Origin of the sequence: Marinobacter mangrovi (assembly GCF_016798325.1) — a bacterium.
Taxonomy (GTDB): domain Bacteria; phylum Pseudomonadota; class Gammaproteobacteria; order Pseudomonadales; family Oleiphilaceae; genus Marinobacter_A; species Marinobacter_A mangrovi.
Genome location: NZ_JAERVO010000002.1, coordinates 352,788 through 369,364, shown reverse-complemented (window position 1 = coordinate 369,364; position 16,577 = coordinate 352,788). Strand labels below are relative to the sequence as shown.

Below are 16,577 nucleotides of genomic sequence, written 5' to 3'. Positions count from 1 at the left end.
ATGCTGAACCGACGCCAGTTCCTCCAGTCCAGCCTGGCCACCCTGGTCGTAGGAAGCCTGAGCAGCCGACTCGCCGTTGCCGGCCCGGATCAGGGGCCGCTCATTCTCAGCGCGGTGGACGACGAAGCGGGCCATCATCGAATTGCAGGGGTCGACCTGCAGGGCCAGACGCATTTCCAGCTGCCCGTCGGGGATCGCTGTCACGGGGGTTGTGAACGCCCCGGCACACTGCAGGCCATCCTGTTTGCCCGTCGTCCCGGTCGCCACTTCTACGTGGTGGATACCCGGCGGGGCGAGATCGCCCACACCATCGCGGCGGGCGACGGCTATCACTTCTACGGGCACGGCACCTTCAGTCACGACAGCCGCTACCTGTACGTCACCGTGAACCAGTACGACACCGGGGAAGGCATCGTCCGGGTCTACGATGCCGAGCGAAATTACGCTGCTGTCCGGGACATGCCGGTGGGCGGCATCGGCCCCCATGAACTGCTGCTCCACCCGGATGGCAACACCCTGGTCGTGGCCCTGGGCGGCATCAAGACGCACCCGGACTACGACCGCATCAAGCTCAACCCGGACACCATGGAACCGGCCCTGCTGCTGATGGATCGCCACTCCGGAGACGTCCGCCAACGGTTCAAGCCATCGCATCATCAACTGAGCTGCCGGCACCTGGGCATCAGCCCCGAGGGGATTGTGATCGCCGGCTATCAATACCAGGGCCCCACCTGGGAATCCCGACCGCTGATTGCCCGCTACGATTCCAACACCGACACCTACAGCGAAATCGCGCTGCCCAAGTCACTGCAACGCAGCCTGCACAACTATGTGGCGAGCGTGGCGGTCAGCCCGGTCAGTCCGCTCAGCCTGGTGACGGCGCCCCGGGGAGACCGGGTCGTGGTGATCAACCATCGAACCAGCGAGCGGGTCGGTGATCACGAAGTGCCGGATGTGGCCGGTGCGCTGGCGCTACCAGACGGCGGATTCGTCGTGTCCTCCGGCAACGGCTCACTTCACCGCATCGCGGCAGACGGCCAGTCCGCCCGATCCTTCGCGGCTCTCGACATCCACTGGGACAACCACCTCACCTTCTACGGCTGAACGCCCGACGGAAGGACGCCGACCTGTCGGGTGAGCCGGGTGGCTGCTATGATTCCGTTCCTTTGAACCGGGAACGGAGTCGATCTTGGCCGAATTGCAGCGAGATACTACCGAAAAGCTCTACAGCCTGATTGCCAACGAAGAGGATGCCCGCGTCTGCAAGGACATCTCGGACGATGCCTGCCGTGAGGTGCCCCGCAATTTCTTCCTGATCCTGGGCAGCCTGGTGCTGACCAAACTGGGGGATCTGCTGATCAGCCCCAAGACCGTGCTGGCCTGGCTCCTGGGGGCCGTCGGCGCATCGGGACTGGTGGCCTGGCTGGTGCCGATCCGGGAGTCCGGCTCGCTGATCCCGCAGATGGTGATTGGCGCCTGGGTACGGCGCCGGCCGGTGCGCAAGTGGTTCTGGGTGGGCGGCAGTCTGGGCCAGGCCCTCAGCGTCGCGGGCATGGCCGCCAGCGTTGCCTTTCTGGACGACACCCTGGCCGGACTGGGCGTGGTGGGCTGCCTGATTCTGTTTTCCCTGGCCCGGGGGTTCTGCTCCGTCGCCATGAAGGATGTCCAGGGCAAATGCATCCCCAAAACCCGCCGCGGCCGGCTGGGCGGTCTGGCCACGACCATCGGCGGTTCGGCCACGGTCGCCCTGACCGTCGCGCTGTTCTGGAACCAGTCGGATCCGAGCATCACCTTCTATGTCACCCTGTTGGTGCTGGCTGCGGTGCTCTGGGTCGTTGCCAGCGTGCTGTTTGCAGGCGTGGACGAGGAACCGGGCGAAACCAGTGGCGGTGGCCATGCGTTGAAGGAAGCGTTCCGGAGTTTGTCGCTGTTGCGTGACGATGCGCAATTCCGGCATTTCGTCATCACCCGCGCCCTGCTGCTGTGTTCGGCCCTGGCATCGCCCTACTTTGTGCTGCTGGCCCAGAAGCAGGGCAACAACGGCTGGCTGCTGGGCGGATTCCTGCTGGCCAGCAGCCTGGCCAGCTCGGTGAGCGCCACGGTCTGGGGCTGGATGGCCGACAAGTCCAGCCGCCAGGTGATGATCCGCGGTGCCGCCCTGGCCAGCGCAGTCTGTCTGGTGATCGGGTTCTGGAATCTGCTGTCCGATGGCGACTTGCGCAGCGCCTGGTTCTATCCCCTCGCCTTCTTTATTCTCAGCATCGCCCATGCCGGCGTGCGACTGGGCCGCAAGACCTACCTAGTGGACATGGCCGGCGGCAACAAGCGCACCGACTATACCTCGGTGAGCAATACCGTGATCGGACTCCTGCTGCTGGTCACCGGCGGGATCAGCGCGCTGGCGTCGCTGATTTCACCCACCGCGGTGATTGTGCTTCTGGGGTTGATGGGGTTGGCCGGCACCGTCAGCGCCGTGCGCCTGCGGGAAGTGGAGTAGAATCAGCCCCCACAAAAAAGGGCCGGCGCAGGGCCGGCCCAATGGCGCGTCACATCATGGATAACACGACTCGCGGCGTGATCGCCTGACTACTTTGAAACCTCCGTGCGGCTGGCGCAGACGCTGAAGACATTGAATTCGTCCAGCGCGGACAACAGGCCAAAGCCGCCGTTAATCACTTCCACCTCGTTGAAAGGCTTTGAGGTCTGGAAGATCAGGAAGCCCTGTTCGTTGCCGCCCAGCGTGCCGGAAACACCCAGCAGATCCAGGTCAACCCCCAGGTCGCCGTTGGAGCTCTCCTGCACCTGGCCGTCCAGCAATGTGCGAACGATCAGCGAGCTGTTCGCCAGCAGGTCCAGCTGCACCAGCTGCGCGCTCTCGGCAATGGAAACACCCAGCACGTTCTGTCCCGGGTAGACGAAGCCGGAATTGTCCGATACCCGCAGTACGGCTTCCGACAGGCCCAACAGGTTGGTGTTGTAGACCGTGGCCGAATTACCCAGATCACTGTCGATCACGTAATCCGCATTGTTGACGCCACAGGTCGAACCGCCCAACAGGCCGCCCAGCAGGCACCCGGAATCGTCCGCGGAAGCGGTGACGTCGTTTTCCGCCAACAGCGGCGAGAACGGTTCGCCGGAAATGGCGCAGGCGTAATCGGCGTTGTCGATCAGGTCGCAGGCGTCGCCGATCCCGTCACCGTCCGTATCGGCCTGGTCCGCGTTCGGCACCAGCGGGCAGTTGTCGTTGGGCTGACCCAGCGCGTTCTCGTCGTTGATGCCGTCGCCATCGGTATCGTCGTCGCAAGCGTCGCCAATGCCGTCGCCGTCCAGATCCGCCTGGTCAGGATTGGCGATGGCCGGGCAGTTGTCGGCATCGTCCGGCAAGCCGTCCTCGTCGGTGTCGTCCTGACAGGCATCGCCGACGCCGTCGCCGTCGCTATCCGTCTGGTCCGCGTTGCTCACCAGGGGGCAGTTGTCGGCGTCGTCATTGAAGCCGTCACCGTCGTCGTCGGTGTCACAGGCGTTGCCGAGGCCGTCGTCATCAAAGTCGGCCTGGCTGGCATTGGCGATCAGCGGACAGTTGTCCGGACCGTTCTTGACGCCATCGCCGTCCTGGTCCTCGTCACAGGCATCGCCCTTTGAGTCCCGGTCTGCGTTCTCCTGATCCGGATTGGCAATCGCCGGGCAGTTATCCAGCACGTCCTCGATGCCATCACCGTCGCCGTCGTCGTTGTTATCGCAGGCATCGCCGATGCCGTCGTTGTCTGCGTCCGTCTGTCCGGCATTGGAAACCAGCGGGCAGTTGTCGGCGGCATCATTCAGCCCGTCGTTGTCGGAATCCACATCGCAGGCGTCGCCGATGCCATCGCCGTCGGCGTCGGACTGCAACGGGTTGAAGATCGTCGGGCAGTTGTCGTCGTCATCGGCAACACCGTCCCCGTCGCCCGGGTTCTGCTCGACAACGCCGCCCACGGCGGAGTTGTAATCACCGCTGCTGCTGTCGGAATTACACCCCACCAGCATCAGCAGACTGAACAAACACGTGATGAATAATCCCGCTTTTCCGTATTTCATGGTTACATCTCCCTGTCGCCTTACTGATTCCCGGAAATCACGTTGAACTCGACCCGGCGGTTACGCTCCCGGCCTTCCTCGGTGTCGTTCGACATCAGTGGCCGTGATTCGCCATACCCTTTGGCCGTCACCTGCCCGGCCTGGACGCCCTGATCGATCAGGTAGTCCCGGACGGCCTCAGCGCGGTTCTGGGAAAGCGACTGGTTGTAGGCGGCAGCGCCCACGTTATCGGTGTGACCCGCCAACTCGACGCTCAGGTCCGGCTGCCCTTTGAGGGCGCTGGCAGCGCGCTGGAGGATGTCCCGGGCATTGGCGGTCAATCGGTCGGAGTTGAATTCGAAGGTTACGCCCTTGAGTACGACGGTCTGGGTCTGGCCGGAGTCCACACAACCCACGGCATTCACATCGAGACCGCTCAGGGTGTTCGGGCACTGGTCGACGCCATCGACAACGCCGTCACCGTCAGAATCCGCCAGTTCTTTTACCCGGGTCTTTTCCACCACCACGGTTTTCTCGACAACGCGCTCGCGGACGGCGCCAATGGGAATGGTGATCCCCAGTGACAGGTGAATATCCTGGAAACCGTCATCGTAGGTGTCGTACAGGTAGCGGGCGTCTGCCCTTACCCGCAGTCCGCTATCGGTGAAGGCCGGGCTGAGCACACCCACCCCGACGTTCGCGAATCCACCAAACTCACTGGCGGAGTTGCCATCCACGTCGTTACGGGAAAGACCACCGCCGGCAAAGACAAACGGATCCAGATCGCTGTCGGTCAGGAAGCGGTAGGACACGTCCGCTCCCAAACCCTGCTGATAGGCATCGACACCCACCTCATCGCCGGTCTCGATCACGTTGGCGAACAGATGCGGCTCGAGCCAGAGCTGTTTGTCCAACTGGAAACCGTAGGTCGCGCGCACGCCCGAGCCGTACTCGTCGGTCCGGTCGTCATCGGCGATGACATAGACACCCTGAATGGAAAATTCCTGACGATGGCCATCGTCAGAGGACACCGGCGCAGCCAACAAGGCGCCACCGGGCAACAGAGAACACAACGCGCTACATGCAAGTACTTCAGTTATTCGACGTCTCATCGGCTCATCCCTTTTATTGTCGGGTGCCCCTCACTGACCGAACCCGGTCGTGGGAGCATGTTTCTGAGAGTCCGTTCCGCCGACCGCTTGTGGCGGTGGCCGAAAGCCGTTGCCTGTCTTCTTGTGAAAGAGGCAACTGCTGGCCTCTTCGTGTTCACGGGTTCTGCCCCGGTGAGAGCGGTTATCCGTGAGCACTTGTTGTGCAAAATAGTGAACGTCTGCACGGATTCGCCATGACACATGTGACCACCTGCGCCGGCATCAAAGTCAGGTTCGGTGTGCAGGAATGTCTAATTGCCTGACAAAATGTAACTTTTTGGTACAAAATTACCAAAAACTTAAAACGTAAAATATTGTCAAATTTTGCGGATCGCTGGATTAAATCTGGAAAGCCGGCCAAAAAGCCGCTAAACGATTGACTCTATTCGCTATCATTGCGGTCGAGCCGTCGCTATGGGTGCGTACTCAGGGAGATAAAAGCGGGGAGAAATGTAACCGGTGGGTTCGAACGGACGTACCCGGCAACGTTGAATTGTAAATTGACCGAGAAAAATGTGACGTTTGTCACACCTGCCAATTCATAAAACCCGACGTTGTTGATGATAGGTAAGGCGCCTGCCATCACAGGGAAGCGATCAGCTAGTCAGCGACGTCCCTGACAGGAAGGATCGGTCATGTAGTCGGACGGCCCCCTCCGACATCAAGTGCCCGGGAATAAGACGATAACAAATGGATCAGCAAAGCGAGGTCGGCATGTCGGTTAACGAACAGGTAATTACCCCCCTGCGCAGCGAACGTTTCCTGCACACGCTTCTCGGCTGGTATGTCCGCACCCGGGAGAATATCGATCTGGGCCCGTTCACCAACCGGGACGATGCATCCGCGGCGTTAAACCGCCATATCCGACAGTTCCAGGGCGTCCTGCGACGCAATCACGGCACCCAGCGTCACGGCATGGACATCCATGACCCCGAAAGCTGCGACAAGCAGAACTGTGCGATTTGCATGGAGGCTCACATCCTGTCCCAGACCCTGCAGATCGGAGCCTAGGTGCTCCGATCGCGCGCTGGACAGCCATCGATAAGATGCGTCAGGGTGCCTTGCCGTCGTTCAAGGCCAGGGCCCCTTTGACGATCCGGTAGATCACCCAGATGGAAATCCCCAACAGGATGAACCAGCCGATGATGATTGGCAGGGTGATCAGCCCAATGACGCTCCCGGCCAGCCCGATCCAGAATGTTTTGATCTGCCAGCGGAAGTGCGGCTCCACCCAGGTCTGGGCGACATCGTCCATCTTTACGTAGTTGATGATGACGCCCACCAGGCCGCTGATGCCGCCCACGAAGAACGACAGGGCCTGGAGGATGTAGACAGTCACCGCCAGATTCCGGCCGGAGTCGCCACGGCGGACAATGGGATCTGAGTCGGCGGGTCGGAAGTCGGAGTCGGTCAAGTTCGCTACCTCAGGTGGTTCCGTTTTCCACGCAGTATAGAGGAATCCGTCAGACAGTTGACCCCGTCGCCGGCAGTTCGATGCCGTTGAAAATCAGGTGCAGCGCAATGGCGAGCATCATCAGCGAAATCACACTGTCGATCACCCGCCAGGCCATCGGCCGGGCCAGCACCGGCGCCAAAGCCGAGCCGCCCCATGCCAGCAGTGCAAACCACAGAATCGAGGCACTGGAGGCGCCCGCCACAAAGCCTACCGGTTCCGGTTGCTGGGCGCCCACTGAAGGAATCAGCAGCAGCGTATCCAGATAGACCTGCGGGTTCAGCAGGGTCACCGCCAGCGTGGTCATCAACACCGCGCCGAGACTCCGGCGCCGGGTTTCTTCGGCAGTCAGTCCGCCACGTCCCTGCACCGCCCGGATAAACGCCGTAATCGATAGCCACAGCAGGAAGGCCACGCCCGCCCAGCGCATGACATCCAGCGCCGACGGAAAGGCGATCAGGGCCGCACTCACGCCCAGCATGCCGAGGGTAAACAACGCCACATCCGACCCCATGCACAGGGCTGCCGCCGACCAGTGATGCTCGCGTCGGAACGCCTGCCCCAACAAATAGGCATTCTGGGCACCGATGGCGATGATGATGCCGCCGCATACGACGAGGCCGGTGAGGTAGCTCTGTAACATGGCACATTCTCCTTGAGTTGCAGAGCAAGGCTAATCGAATGCCGCTATACTAAAAAATCATATTGCTAATACTGCATCATTTTTTCTTATGCTCGACTACAAACTCCTGGAAGCACTGATTACCGTGGTTGAAACCGGCGGTTTTGAACGGGCCGGCATTGCCCTGGGACTCTCCCAGTCGGCGGTGTCCCAGCGCATCAAGCTGCTCGAATCCCGTCTGGGCCAGCCGGTACTGACCCGCCACCCTCACCTGCAGGCCACGCCCGCCGGCCGGCGCCTGCTCAACCATGCCCAGCAGGTGCAGTTACTCGAACGCGACCTGCGTCGCCAGATTCCGGAACTGTCGGAAGATCGCACCCGCCTGCGCATTGCCCTGAACGCCGACAGCCTGGCCACCTGGTGGGGAGAGGCCGTCGGCGCCTTCTGTCAGGAGGAGGGGCTGCTGCTCGACATGGTGGTGGAAGACCAGGATGTGGGTTTGCGTCGCATGCGCGAGGGGGATGTGGCCGCCTGTTTGTGCAGCAGCGACCAGCCGGTGGCCGGCGGGCGCTGCATTGCGCTGGGCGATGTGCCCTATCGAGCCTGGGCCAGAGACGACTACGTCCGCCGCTACTTCCCGGACGGCCTCACGGCCGCCGCCTTCAAGGAAGCGCCGGCCATCGTCTTCGGGCCCCACGATCAACTGCAGCACCGTTTCCTGGCCGAGTGCGGCTACCACGGCCGCTTCCCCTATCACCTGTGCCCGTCTTCGGAAGGCTTTATTCGCCTCGCCATGGCCGGCATGGGCTACGGGATGATCCCCGACAACATGATGAGCAACCACGACACGACGCTGAAAGTCCCGGAGGGCGCGCTGGTGGACCTCTCACCCGGCACGACCGTGACGGTGCCCCTTTATTGGCACTACTGGCGCCACGGCGGAGATTTCATGGAGCGCCTGACCCGTCGCATCGAGATGGCCGCGCAGCGCCTGTTGCAACCCGGCCATCATCGTTAGTGTTGTTCGCGAGGCCGGTAGCCCAACCGGAAACCACCCCAGTGGCGGCCCTTGACGTAGATGGGGACGGAGAGGTCGTGCATGATCTCTCCGGTATCGCGTCGGTAGGTTTGCAGCAGCATGTCCTGGGTGTGACTGCCGCACCGGGCACCGGTCCGGTCGTTGAACAGGCGTTTGCTGCGGCTCTTCACCAGATCGACGCTGGGCTTTCCGGTCGGTTCGTGGGCGAAGTCACGGTTATGCGTGGGTACGTAACCATCCGGAGCCGTAGCGATGGCAAACACCAGCGATTCATGAGCCTGCTTGACCGGCTCCTGAATGGCGTGAAGGTGACGATCGGTAAAGCGATCGAATCCGCAGTGGTACTTCTGGGGATTGGTGTTGGGGATAGGCTCCCTCCGGCTGTCGAATAACTGGGATTCGGTCAGCGAACCGTCTTTCAGAGCCTGCTCGAACAACTCGCCAATACGATCAGCGCCTTCCCGGGCTTTCTCGTAAAATTGGCGGTGATAGCTCTCATCACTGTTCAGGGCAAACGCGGCGTTGGCGTTCTCGGCGATGTCCATCAGGCGTGACGCCTGCTGCGCCAGCCCCTGCACGGCCGTATCGCTTTCCGTCATTTCGTCCCGCAGCGTTTCGATAGCCTGGAACATCTGCTGCAGGCTTTCTTCGTTGTGCTGGTCGCCTTCGGCAATACTGGCCACCTGCTGTTCTACCTGCTCGGTCTGGGCGCGGATTTCATTCAGACGTTCACCAACGTTCTCCACGGACTCCAGTCCATTTTCGATGCTTTGCGCCAGGTTCTCGATCTGCTGCACGATCAACCCGGTGTCGACACGGATGGCCTGCAGAGTTTCGGCCACCTCATCCGTGGCCTGTGACGTGCGGCCAGCCAGCTGACGGACTTCATCCGCCACCACGGCGAAGCCGCGGCCCTGATCGCCGGCCCGGGCCGCTTCTATGGCAGCGTTCAGGGCCAGGAGGTTGGTCTGCTCGGCGATCCCCTGAATCACGCTGGTCACACCCTGGATTTTTTCCGATTTGTCATTCAGTTCCTGGATCTGGCGCAGGGTTTCGGCGGACTGCTCGTGCACCCGACGCACCTCGTCGATGGCGCCGGACAACGCCTCACGCCCACGGGCGCTCAGGTCACTGACCTGGCGGGACATGCTCGCGGCCTGGGAGGCCTGCTCGGCAGATTGCTTGACGGTGGCGGTGATCTGGCCGGCGTAATCCGCCATCTGGCCGGTTTCCTCCACCTGACGGTCGAGGCGGGCCTTCAGATGGTCGGCGGCAAAGGACACTTCCGCCGCGGAGATGGCATTGGCATCGGCACCGGCGGTCAACGAACGAATCAGCTCACCGCCACTCCCGCGCCCCATCAGCGAGGGGCAAAGCCGCGCAACCGGGTTCTGCGGCGCCGGTGTTTCGCCGGCCTCCAGACGAGCGAGGCCCTGTTCCAGCGGGTCCAGCACCCGCACCACGATGATCAGCGTAGCGACCGACAATCCCAGGATCAGGCCGATCAGCAACGCCGTCAGATCCAGCCCTGTGAAATAGCCGGCAAGCGCCAGCAAGACAACAGCGAGCAGTGCGAGAACCACCGCCGGACGACCAATCAGTTTCATGGAACCCCAGCCTCTGAATACAGCGAATCGCTCTCAGATTGCGATCCAGTTTATTGTTCTTGACGTTGCCCCAAGCCTACCAACACGGCACAGGAGGTCACTTGTACTTTAGTTGTTTTTTGCAGGGACCGGTGCAACAGATTGTATCCCGGCCAGGAAAAGGCTGACGCGCGCGGCGATCTCGTCGTCGCTCATGAAGTCCAGGTCAATGCTGTTGAGATTGGGGGAGCGGCCGGTGCGAAGCACCTCGTCTCCGCTGTAGAGCACCAGGGTCAGGCGCCCGGATTCGACGGTGTCCATGACCGGTATGATGGCATCGGTGCGATCGATGCGAATCCCCACCCGCAAGTCCGGCACTTTGTCGGCCGGTCGGTATCCCAGTGCCTGCATCTGTCGCAGGACCTCACTTTCGACACGATCCAGCAAACGACTGCGGCCGGGAGCCGGTCGGGTTTCGGTTACAAACGTCCGTGCCGTTTCGGGGACCGGTTGGGCACCCTTATCCAGAGCCATGGGGGGTAAAGGTTGGAGGGAACAGCCCGCCAGCGCAGTCAGGACGAGCGCCAGCAGGATTCCTGGCAGACGATCGGTTGTGACTGATCGTCTGCGCAAAACAACCGGGATGGTCGCCATGGTGCATCTCCTTTTGGCATTGCTGCCATCAAAGCACCGGGGAGACCATCCCGCAAGCGACACGACCGGATCAGTTGCTCATGGCATCCTTGGTGTCGTCGTAGCCTTCTTCAGCAGCGTCCGCGGTGTCTTCAGCTGCGTTTTCAACGGCTTCACCGGCTTCCTCAGCACCTTCCTTGGTGTTTTCCCACGCACTGTCGCTCTGGCCAGTCGCGTCTTCATAGGTTTCTTCCATGGAATCGCCGGCATCGTCCATCATGTCGCCAGCGTTATCGGCAGCCTGTTCTGCGGATTCCTGCATGTTCTCAGCGGCCGAATCATCATCACTGCAACCAGCCAGTGTCAGGCCCATGATGACGGCAAACGTACCTGCGATCAGCTTCTTCATATTGCTTTCCCTCAGCAAAAATTTGGATTCCAAACGATCGTTTGACTGCCCGTGCAGTGTAGGGGCCAGCGGCACGTCAGCACAATAAACGGACGATTACGCTTTTTTTAACTATGACAAAACGTTAGGAAAGATATGACGCCCCGATCGGCCGTTACGGAGACCCTCCGAGAACGCCGAAAGGCGCCCGAAAATTCAAGGGGGAAACGCCGCGATTTCAGACGCCGTTGGCGGGGCGTCCATCCACAAGGAGCAGGTGATCAAGCCGGATCATCTGACCGCGCTCAAGCACCAGGAACTCTTCTCCCGCCCGGGTAAAGACGTCCCGGATACGGTCATGGAAGGTTTGTATCTGCCCGGCTTCATCCCGGAACACAATCTCGACCAGACGGCGCAGGGTGGCCGCCTCAAGCAAGGCATCGTGGAAGGCACAATCGATCGGTTTGTAGGCATGGCTCATGGAGCATTCTCATCCAGACCAGGACTCGGGGAACGTGCTGAAAGATGTCCAAATGGACACCTTTCAGTCTGGTTCAGGATGGCACTTTTAGCCAACCGGGCGGTCGGCGGCTCGGGAGCACCCGATGCTCAGAACCATTCCCCGCGCATTTCCAGGCAGGTATCGTCGCGATTCTGCAGCAACACGATGTCCTGGGCGACGGTCGGCAACTCCCAGTGGAAGAAGTACTGGGCCGCCTGCAGCTTCCCTTCCAGGAAGTTGCGGTCCGCTTCGGCGATGCCGGTGTCTGCCAGACGGGCTTCCGCCACGTTGGCCTGACGCAGCCACATCCAGGCCACGGAGATATGGCCGAACAGGTGCAGGTAACAGGACGCGTTGGCCAGCACGCGATCCGGGCTTTCCTTTTGCAGGGCCGCGCCCAGATCCTGGGTCACTTTCACCGCCCGCTGCAGGGTCTCGCTCAGCGACAGCGCCCACTGCTGGCAGCGCGAGGTGGTGGCCGCTTCCAGGTCCACCTGGAGGCGCTGCATCATCAGCTGCAGTCCGTGGCTGCGATCCTGCCAGATCTTGCGGCCAAGCAGATCCAGCGCCTGGATGCCGTTGGTGCCCTCATGGATCGGGTTGAGACGGTTATCCCGCCAGCACTGCTCAACCGGGTATTCCCGGGTGTAGCCGGCGCCGCCGTAGACCTGGATCGCCAGGTCATTGGCCTTGGGCCCGTATTCCGACGGCCAGGCCTTCATCACCGGGGTCAGCAGGTCGAGCAACTTGCCGGCTTCTTCGCGAGCCGTGGCATCCGGGTGGGAGTTCTGGTCATCCACCAGGCGCGCGCCATACAGGCACAGTGCCAGCCCGCCCTCGACATAGGCTTTCTGGGCCAGCAGCATGCGGCGCACGTCGGCGTGTTCGATGATCGGCACCGGCGGTTTGGTGGGATCGGGATCGGACGGTTTGCGACCCTGCAGCCGATCCTTCGCGTACTCCAGACTGTGCAGGTAGCCACGATAGCCGATCACCGCCGCCCCAAAGCCCACACCCAGCCGGGCTTCGTTCATCATCTGGAACATGTACTTCAGGCCCTGGTGTGCCTCGCCCACCAGATAGCCGTGACAGGGCGCATCGTCGCCAAAGCTCAGCGCGGTGGAGGTGGTGCCGCGATAACCCAGCTTGTGAATCAGACCCGCCAGCGCCACGCCGTTGCGACCGGTCACGTCACCCTGATCGTCGGTCAGGAATTTGGGCACGATGAACAGCGAGATGCCCTTGACGCCCGGAGGCGCGCCCTTGATCTTGGCGAGCACCAGGTGAACGATGTTGTCGCTGATGGACTGCTCACCGCCGGAGATGTAGATCTTGGCGCCCTTGATCAGGTAGTGGCCGTCGTCGGTCGGTGATGCGGTGGTGCGGATATCGCTCAGGGACGAGCCCGCGTGAGGCTCGGTCAGCGCCATGGTGCCGGTGTAGCGGCCGTCCAGCATCGGCGGCAGGTATTTCGCCTTCTGTTCCTCCGAGCCAAACACCTTGATCAGGTTGGCGGCGGCGGTGGTCAGGAAGGGGTAACCCGCGGTGCCCGGATTGGCGGCCGTAAAGAAGCCGTTGCAGGCGGCCATCACCGACTCCGGCAGCTGCATCCCGCCCAGGTCGTAGTCGAAACGTCCGGCAATGAAGCCGGCTTCGGCGTAGGCCTTAAACGCCTCTTTCACTTCCGGCAACATCTCCACCTGCCCGTTCACGAACCGGGGCTCGTCCTTGTCCGCCTGGCTGTTGTGCGGCGCGAACTTTTCCCGGGCCATGCGATCGGCGGTTTCGATGACCGCGTCAAAGGTCTCGCGGGAATGCTCATTGAACCGTTCCCGCTCACTCAGCGACGCCGTATCCATCACGTCGTACAGCAGGAAGTCCAGATCGCGTCGGTTAATCAGCGTATCGGTCATGGTGGTTGTTGCCTTTGTTGGGAAATAGCGCAAAGGGTGTCACACCCCGGCATTGGTGAAAACCGTCATTTCTGACACAATCTTGGCGAAAATCGCCAATCCTATCCGAGAGCGACTCAAGCCACATGCAGCGTGTCTCCATCGTCGGTTTTCCCGGCGCCCTTGCCAGCACCATCACCGGCATGATCGACCTGTTCCAGTTGGCCGGCGTCACCTGGGCGCGGATTCAGGGCGAGCGTCCGGAACGCCGTTTTGAAGTCCGCCTGCTGACCAGTGACGGCGGCCCCTGCCAGTGCCTGAACGGTATCGCGCTACTGGCCCACGGCAGCCTGGCCGATGCCGACCCCGGGGATCTGATCCTGGTGCCGACCATCGGCGGCCCGATCGAGGAGACGCTGGAACAGGCAGGTCCCCTGCTCGACTGGCTGCGACAGCAGGCCGATCAGGGCAAATCGATCGCCAGCAACTGTACCGGCGCCTTCCTGTTGGCCGAAGCGGGTCTGCTGGATGGGCGCAAGGCCACCACTCACTGGGGATTCAGCCCGCTGTTCCGGCAACGCTACCCCAACGTGGATTGCGTGCCGGAACAGCTGGTCACAGTGGATGGCCCGATTGCCTGCGCCGGGGGCGGAACCGCCTGGTGGGATCTGGGTATCCTGCTGATCGAGCGTTATGCCGGCGCACAGGTCGCCCGCGAACTGGCCAAGGCGTTTGTGGTGGATGCGGGCCGACGCAGCCAGGCGCCGTATGCGGCTCTGCAGATCCGGCGTTATCACCAGGACGACACCATCCTGGCGCTGCAGGACTGGCTCGATGGCCGCTTCACCCACCCGCTGAGCATGGAGGATATGGCGCATCAGTCGGGACTGAGCACCCGCTCGCTGCTGCGCCGGTTCAAGGCGGCGACCGGCGAAACACCCCATCGCTATTTACAGCTGTTACGAGTCGAATCCGCCCGCCACTTGCTGGAAACCACCGCGCGATCGGTGGAGCAAATTACCCAGGCGGTGGGCTATGAGGACGTCAGTTCTTTTTCCCGGCTGTTCAAGGACAGCACCGGGCTGTCCCCCAATGCGTACCGGTCACGACTCGGCCGTTGAGCCTTCCAGGAAATCCACGAAACGTCCCGCAGCGGGCGATAGGCGACGGTCCCGGTGGAACAGTTGATACAGGGGCCGGGACAGGGCCGGCATCGCCGGCGGCTCGATCAACGTGACGCGACCGAGCTCCAGAAGGTCGGCGGCCACGACCCGTGGCAAAATCGCCAACCCAGCGCCACAGGCGACCGACCGGGCAATCGCTTCGTTGCTGCCGGCTTCCATCAGGGACGCCGGTGCGATCTTCAGATCCGCCATCATCTGCCGGGCCACTTCCCGGGTTCCGGACCCGGGTTCACGCATGACCCAGCGTTCGCCGTTCAACGCGTCCAAAGACGATCCGGACAGGCTCTGCTCCCAATCCGGCGGCCCGATAATGACCAGGGCATCGTCCTGCCAGTGGCGACTCTCCAGGCGTTCGTCGGCGACCGCGCCCTCCACCAGGGCCACATCCACTTCGCAGTCAATCAGCCAGCGACTGACCGATTCCGTATTGCCCGCCCGCACTTCGATGGCGATGTCCGGCCAGGCATCGGCAAACAGCGCCAGGTAAGGACCCAGCCAGTAGCCGGCAATCGTCGTGCTGGCCCCCACCACCAGCGCGCCCTTGCGCAGGCCAATCCGGGCGTGGATATCGTCGATGGCCGCTTTCTCCAGGGCAAAAATGCCCCGGGCATGCTCGAACAACACCTCGCCGATCGGCGTCAGCATCACCCGCGATTTTGCGCCGCCCTGGCGTTGTGCGCGCTCAACAAGGGCCACGTCCAGCTGATGTTCCAGTTCGCGCACGCCCTTGGACACGGCCGGCTGACTGATGTGAAGGGCCTCCGCCGCTCGCGAAAAACTGCCCTCACGGGCCACGTTGAAGAAGATGCGTAGCAGGTGCAGATTCATGGCCATAACCTGAAGTTATTCCAAAATGAAAACTATATATTCGTTTTATTTATAAGCAAACCCTACCGTGTCCTTAACATCGAGACCACTTCGGAGGACACGGCCATGATGGGTCGATTGACGCACGCCCTGCTGACGACACCCCACAACCCCCTGCCCGGGCTTCGCCATCGCGAGTTCCGACTGGGTGTGATCCTGGTTCTGGCGGTGGCTGTGATCAGCCTGTGGCTGGCTCATAAGCCCTGGGTGGCGACCCATGGTCTCAGCCCGCTGACGATCGGGGTCGTCCTCGGGATTGTCCTGGGCAACACCGTCTTTCCCCGCATCGCCCACGAAACCGCAGCCGGCGTGGACTTTTCCAAGAATAGCCTGCTTCGACTCGGGATTATTCTCTACGGCTTCCGCATCACGTTTCAGGCGATTGCCGCCGTGGGCTGGAGCGGGGTTTTGACCGACGTGGCGACCCTGACGCTCACGTTCATGCTCGCCCTGCTCCTGGGGCGCCGCCTGCTGGGTCTGGATCGGGAAACCGCTATCCTGATCGGTGCCGGCAGCTCGATCTGCGGGGCCGCGGCCATTATGGCGGCCGAGCCGGTGGTCCGCGCCCAATCGCACAAGGTTTCGGTAGCCGTGGCAACGGTCGTCGTCTTCGGAACACTGGGAATGTTCCTCTACCCGGCGATCTACCCCTGGCTGGGCCTGTCCGAGCACGCGTACGGACTTTATGTGGGTTCCACCGTCCATGAAGTGGCGCAGGTGGTCGCGGCAGGCAACGCCATCAGCCCGGCCGCCGGCAATACCGCGGTGATCGAAAAGATGTTGCGGGTGATGATGCTGGCGCCGTTCCTGCTGTTGCTGGGCCAGTGGTTGCGGCGGCACCAGCAACACGGCGATCAAACCAGAGCCGGTCTGGGCATTCCCTGGTTTGCGGTCATTTTCCTGGCCATCAGCGCTCTCAACTCAATCCACGTGGTGCCGGCAGAGCTCGTCAATGGTTTGATTGCGCTGGATACGGTACTGCTGACCATGGCCATGACCGCTCTGGGACTGCGCACCCACATCGGGGCGGTGCGTCAGGCGGGGGTACGGCCGCTGTTATTGAGCGGTCTGCTGTTTGGCTTCCTGGTGGTCGCAGGGTACGGCATAAACCTGGCCATTTCCGCCCTGTCATAAGGGCCACACAAGCCCGGAACCATCCGGTTTGTATGGCGCCCGCCCGCAAGAATGGGTAGTATGCGTCGCGATC

The 16,577-nt window shown here is 62.0% G+C and carries 16 protein-coding genes; 6 read left to right on the top strand and 10 right to left on the bottom strand.

Annotated elements, in window-relative coordinates; translation table 11 throughout:
- Window positions 1-1,104, top strand: a complete 1,104-nt coding sequence (locus JL474_RS07680; protein WP_203141593.1) for a DUF1513 domain-containing protein — start codon at window positions 1-3, stop codon at window positions 1,102-1,104.
- 85 nt (window positions 1,105-1,189) lie between these two features.
- On the top strand, window positions 1,190-2,497 hold the full coding sequence (locus JL474_RS07675) for an MFS transporter (protein ID WP_203141592.1): 1,308 nt from the start codon (window positions 1,190-1,192) through the stop codon (window positions 2,495-2,497).
- A gap of 89 nt (window positions 2,498-2,586) precedes the next feature.
- Here the strand turns inward: JL474_RS07675 and JL474_RS21770 are convergent, their stop codons facing one another.
- Window positions 2,587-4,074, bottom strand: a complete 1,488-nt coding sequence (locus JL474_RS21770; RefSeq protein ID WP_236012105.1) for a thrombospondin type 3 repeat-containing protein — start codon at window positions 4,072-4,074, stop codon at window positions 2,587-2,589.
- Between the two features lie 20 nt (window positions 4,075-4,094).
- A complete protein-coding gene (locus JL474_RS07650; RefSeq protein ID WP_203141591.1) occupies window positions 4,095-5,099 on the bottom strand; it encodes an OmpA family protein in 1,005 nt (334 codons plus the stop codon).
- A 795-nt stretch (window positions 5,100-5,894) separates the two neighbouring features.
- Between JL474_RS07650 and JL474_RS07645 the strand changes: the two genes are divergently transcribed.
- Window positions 5,895-6,215, top strand: a complete 321-nt coding sequence (locus JL474_RS07645; RefSeq protein ID WP_203141590.1) for a DUF6316 family protein — start codon at window positions 5,895-5,897, stop codon at window positions 6,213-6,215.
- Window positions 6,216-6,255: 40 nt separating this feature from the next.
- Here JL474_RS07645 and JL474_RS07640 read toward each other — a convergent pair whose 3' ends face one another.
- Window positions 6,256-6,618, bottom strand: coding sequence for a DUF4870 family protein (locus JL474_RS07640; protein ID WP_123632729.1), 363 nt, complete (start codon window positions 6,616-6,618; stop codon window positions 6,256-6,258).
- A gap of 49 nt (window positions 6,619-6,667) precedes the next feature.
- Window positions 6,668-7,300, bottom strand: coding sequence for a LysE/ArgO family amino acid transporter (locus tag JL474_RS07635; protein ID WP_203141589.1), 633 nt, complete (start codon window positions 7,298-7,300; stop codon window positions 6,668-6,670).
- A gap of 88 nt (window positions 7,301-7,388) precedes the next feature.
- On the opposite strand from JL474_RS07635, the gene JL474_RS07630 reads away from it, so the two are divergent.
- Window positions 7,389-8,297, top strand: a complete 909-nt coding sequence (locus tag JL474_RS07630; protein ID WP_203141588.1) for a LysR family transcriptional regulator ArgP — start codon at window positions 7,389-7,391, stop codon at window positions 8,295-8,297.
- Here JL474_RS07630 and JL474_RS07625 read toward each other — a convergent pair.
- The 5 genes from JL474_RS07625 to JL474_RS07605 all read right to left on the bottom strand — a co-directional run bounded on the left by JL474_RS07625 (window position 8,294) and on the right by JL474_RS07605 (window position 13,340).
- A complete protein-coding gene (locus JL474_RS07625) occupies window positions 8,294-9,925 on the bottom strand; it encodes a methyl-accepting chemotaxis protein (protein ID WP_203141587.1) in 1,632 nt (543 codons plus the stop codon). The genes JL474_RS07630 and JL474_RS07625 overlap by 4 nt on opposite strands.
- A 108-nt stretch (window positions 9,926-10,033) precedes the next feature.
- Window positions 10,034-10,438 (bottom strand): hypothetical protein, encoded by a 405-nt coding sequence (locus JL474_RS07620; protein WP_203141586.1) that lies wholly within the window; start codon window positions 10,436-10,438, stop codon window positions 10,034-10,036.
- Between the two features lie 190 nt (window positions 10,439-10,628).
- Window positions 10,629-10,946, bottom strand: a complete 318-nt coding sequence (locus tag JL474_RS07615) for a hypothetical protein (RefSeq protein ID WP_123632734.1) — start codon at window positions 10,944-10,946, stop codon at window positions 10,629-10,631.
- A 217-nt stretch (window positions 10,947-11,163) separates the two neighbouring features.
- On the bottom strand, window positions 11,164-11,406 hold the full coding sequence (locus JL474_RS07610) for a hypothetical protein (RefSeq protein WP_123632735.1): 243 nt from the start codon (window positions 11,404-11,406) through the stop codon (window positions 11,164-11,166).
- A gap of 128 nt (window positions 11,407-11,534) precedes the next feature.
- Window positions 11,535-13,340, bottom strand: coding sequence for an acyl-CoA dehydrogenase (locus JL474_RS07605; RefSeq protein ID WP_203141585.1), 1,806 nt, complete (start codon window positions 13,338-13,340; stop codon window positions 11,535-11,537).
- Window positions 13,341-13,465: 125 nt separating this feature from the next.
- Between JL474_RS07605 and JL474_RS07600 the strand changes: the two genes are divergently transcribed.
- Window positions 13,466-14,440 (top strand): GlxA family transcriptional regulator, encoded by a 975-nt coding sequence (locus JL474_RS07600; protein ID WP_203141584.1) that lies wholly within the window; start codon window positions 13,466-13,468, stop codon window positions 14,438-14,440.
- Here the strand turns inward: JL474_RS07600 and JL474_RS07595 are convergent.
- A complete protein-coding gene (locus tag JL474_RS07595; RefSeq protein WP_203141583.1) occupies window positions 14,423-15,331 on the bottom strand; it encodes a LysR family transcriptional regulator in 909 nt (302 codons plus the stop codon). The two genes, JL474_RS07600 and JL474_RS07595, sit on opposite strands and share 18 nt — an antisense overlap.
- A 105-nt stretch (window positions 15,332-15,436) precedes the next feature.
- Between JL474_RS07595 and JL474_RS07590 the strand changes: the two genes are divergently transcribed.
- On the top strand, window positions 15,437-16,504 hold the full coding sequence (locus tag JL474_RS07590) for a YeiH family protein (RefSeq protein ID WP_203141582.1): 1,068 nt from the start codon (window positions 15,437-15,439) through the stop codon (window positions 16,502-16,504).
- Window positions 16,505-16,577 lie beyond the last annotated feature (73 nt).

Excerpts from the sequence above, each read along its gene's own strand:
- JL474_RS07595 (WP_203141583.1), bottom strand. The coding sequence starts at position 15,331 with ATGAATCTGCACCTGCTACGCATCTTCTTCAACGTGGCCCGTGAGGGC.
- JL474_RS07610 (WP_123632735.1), bottom strand. The coding sequence starts at position 11,406 with ATGAGCCATGCCTACAAACCGATCGATTGTGCCTTCCACGATGCCTTG.
- JL474_RS07600 (WP_203141584.1), top strand. The coding sequence starts at position 13,466 with ATGCAGCGTGTCTCCATCGTCGGTTTTCCCGGCGCCCTTGCCAGCACC.
- JL474_RS07590 (WP_203141582.1), top strand. The coding sequence starts at position 15,437 with ATGATGGGTCGATTGACGCACGCCCTGCTGACGACACCCCACAACCCC.
- JL474_RS07620 (WP_203141586.1), bottom strand. The coding sequence starts at position 10,438 with ATGGCTCTGGATAAGGGTGCCCAACCGGTCCCCGAAACGGCACGGACG.
- JL474_RS21770 (WP_236012105.1), bottom strand. The coding sequence starts at position 4,074 with ATGAAATACGGAAAAGCGGGATTATTCATCACGTGTTTGTTCAGTCTG.
- JL474_RS07605 (WP_203141585.1), bottom strand. The coding sequence starts at position 13,340 with ATGACCGATACGCTGATTAACCGACGCGATCTGGACTTCCTGCTGTAC.
- JL474_RS07630 (WP_203141588.1), top strand. The coding sequence starts at position 7,389 with ATGCTCGACTACAAACTCCTGGAAGCACTGATTACCGTGGTTGAAACC.
- JL474_RS07625 (WP_203141587.1), bottom strand. The coding sequence starts at position 9,925 with ATGAAACTGATTGGTCGTCCGGCGGTGGTTCTCGCACTGCTCGCTGTT.
- JL474_RS07680 (WP_203141593.1), top strand. The coding sequence starts at position 1 with ATGCTGAACCGACGCCAGTTCCTCCAGTCCAGCCTGGCCACCCTGGTC.
- JL474_RS07615 (WP_123632734.1), bottom strand. The coding sequence starts at position 10,946 with ATGAAGAAGCTGATCGCAGGTACGTTTGCCGTCATCATGGGCCTGACA.
- JL474_RS07635 (WP_203141589.1), bottom strand. The coding sequence starts at position 7,300 with ATGTTACAGAGCTACCTCACCGGCCTCGTCGTATGCGGCGGCATCATC.
- JL474_RS07645 (WP_203141590.1), top strand. The coding sequence starts at position 5,895 with ATGGATCAGCAAAGCGAGGTCGGCATGTCGGTTAACGAACAGGTAATT.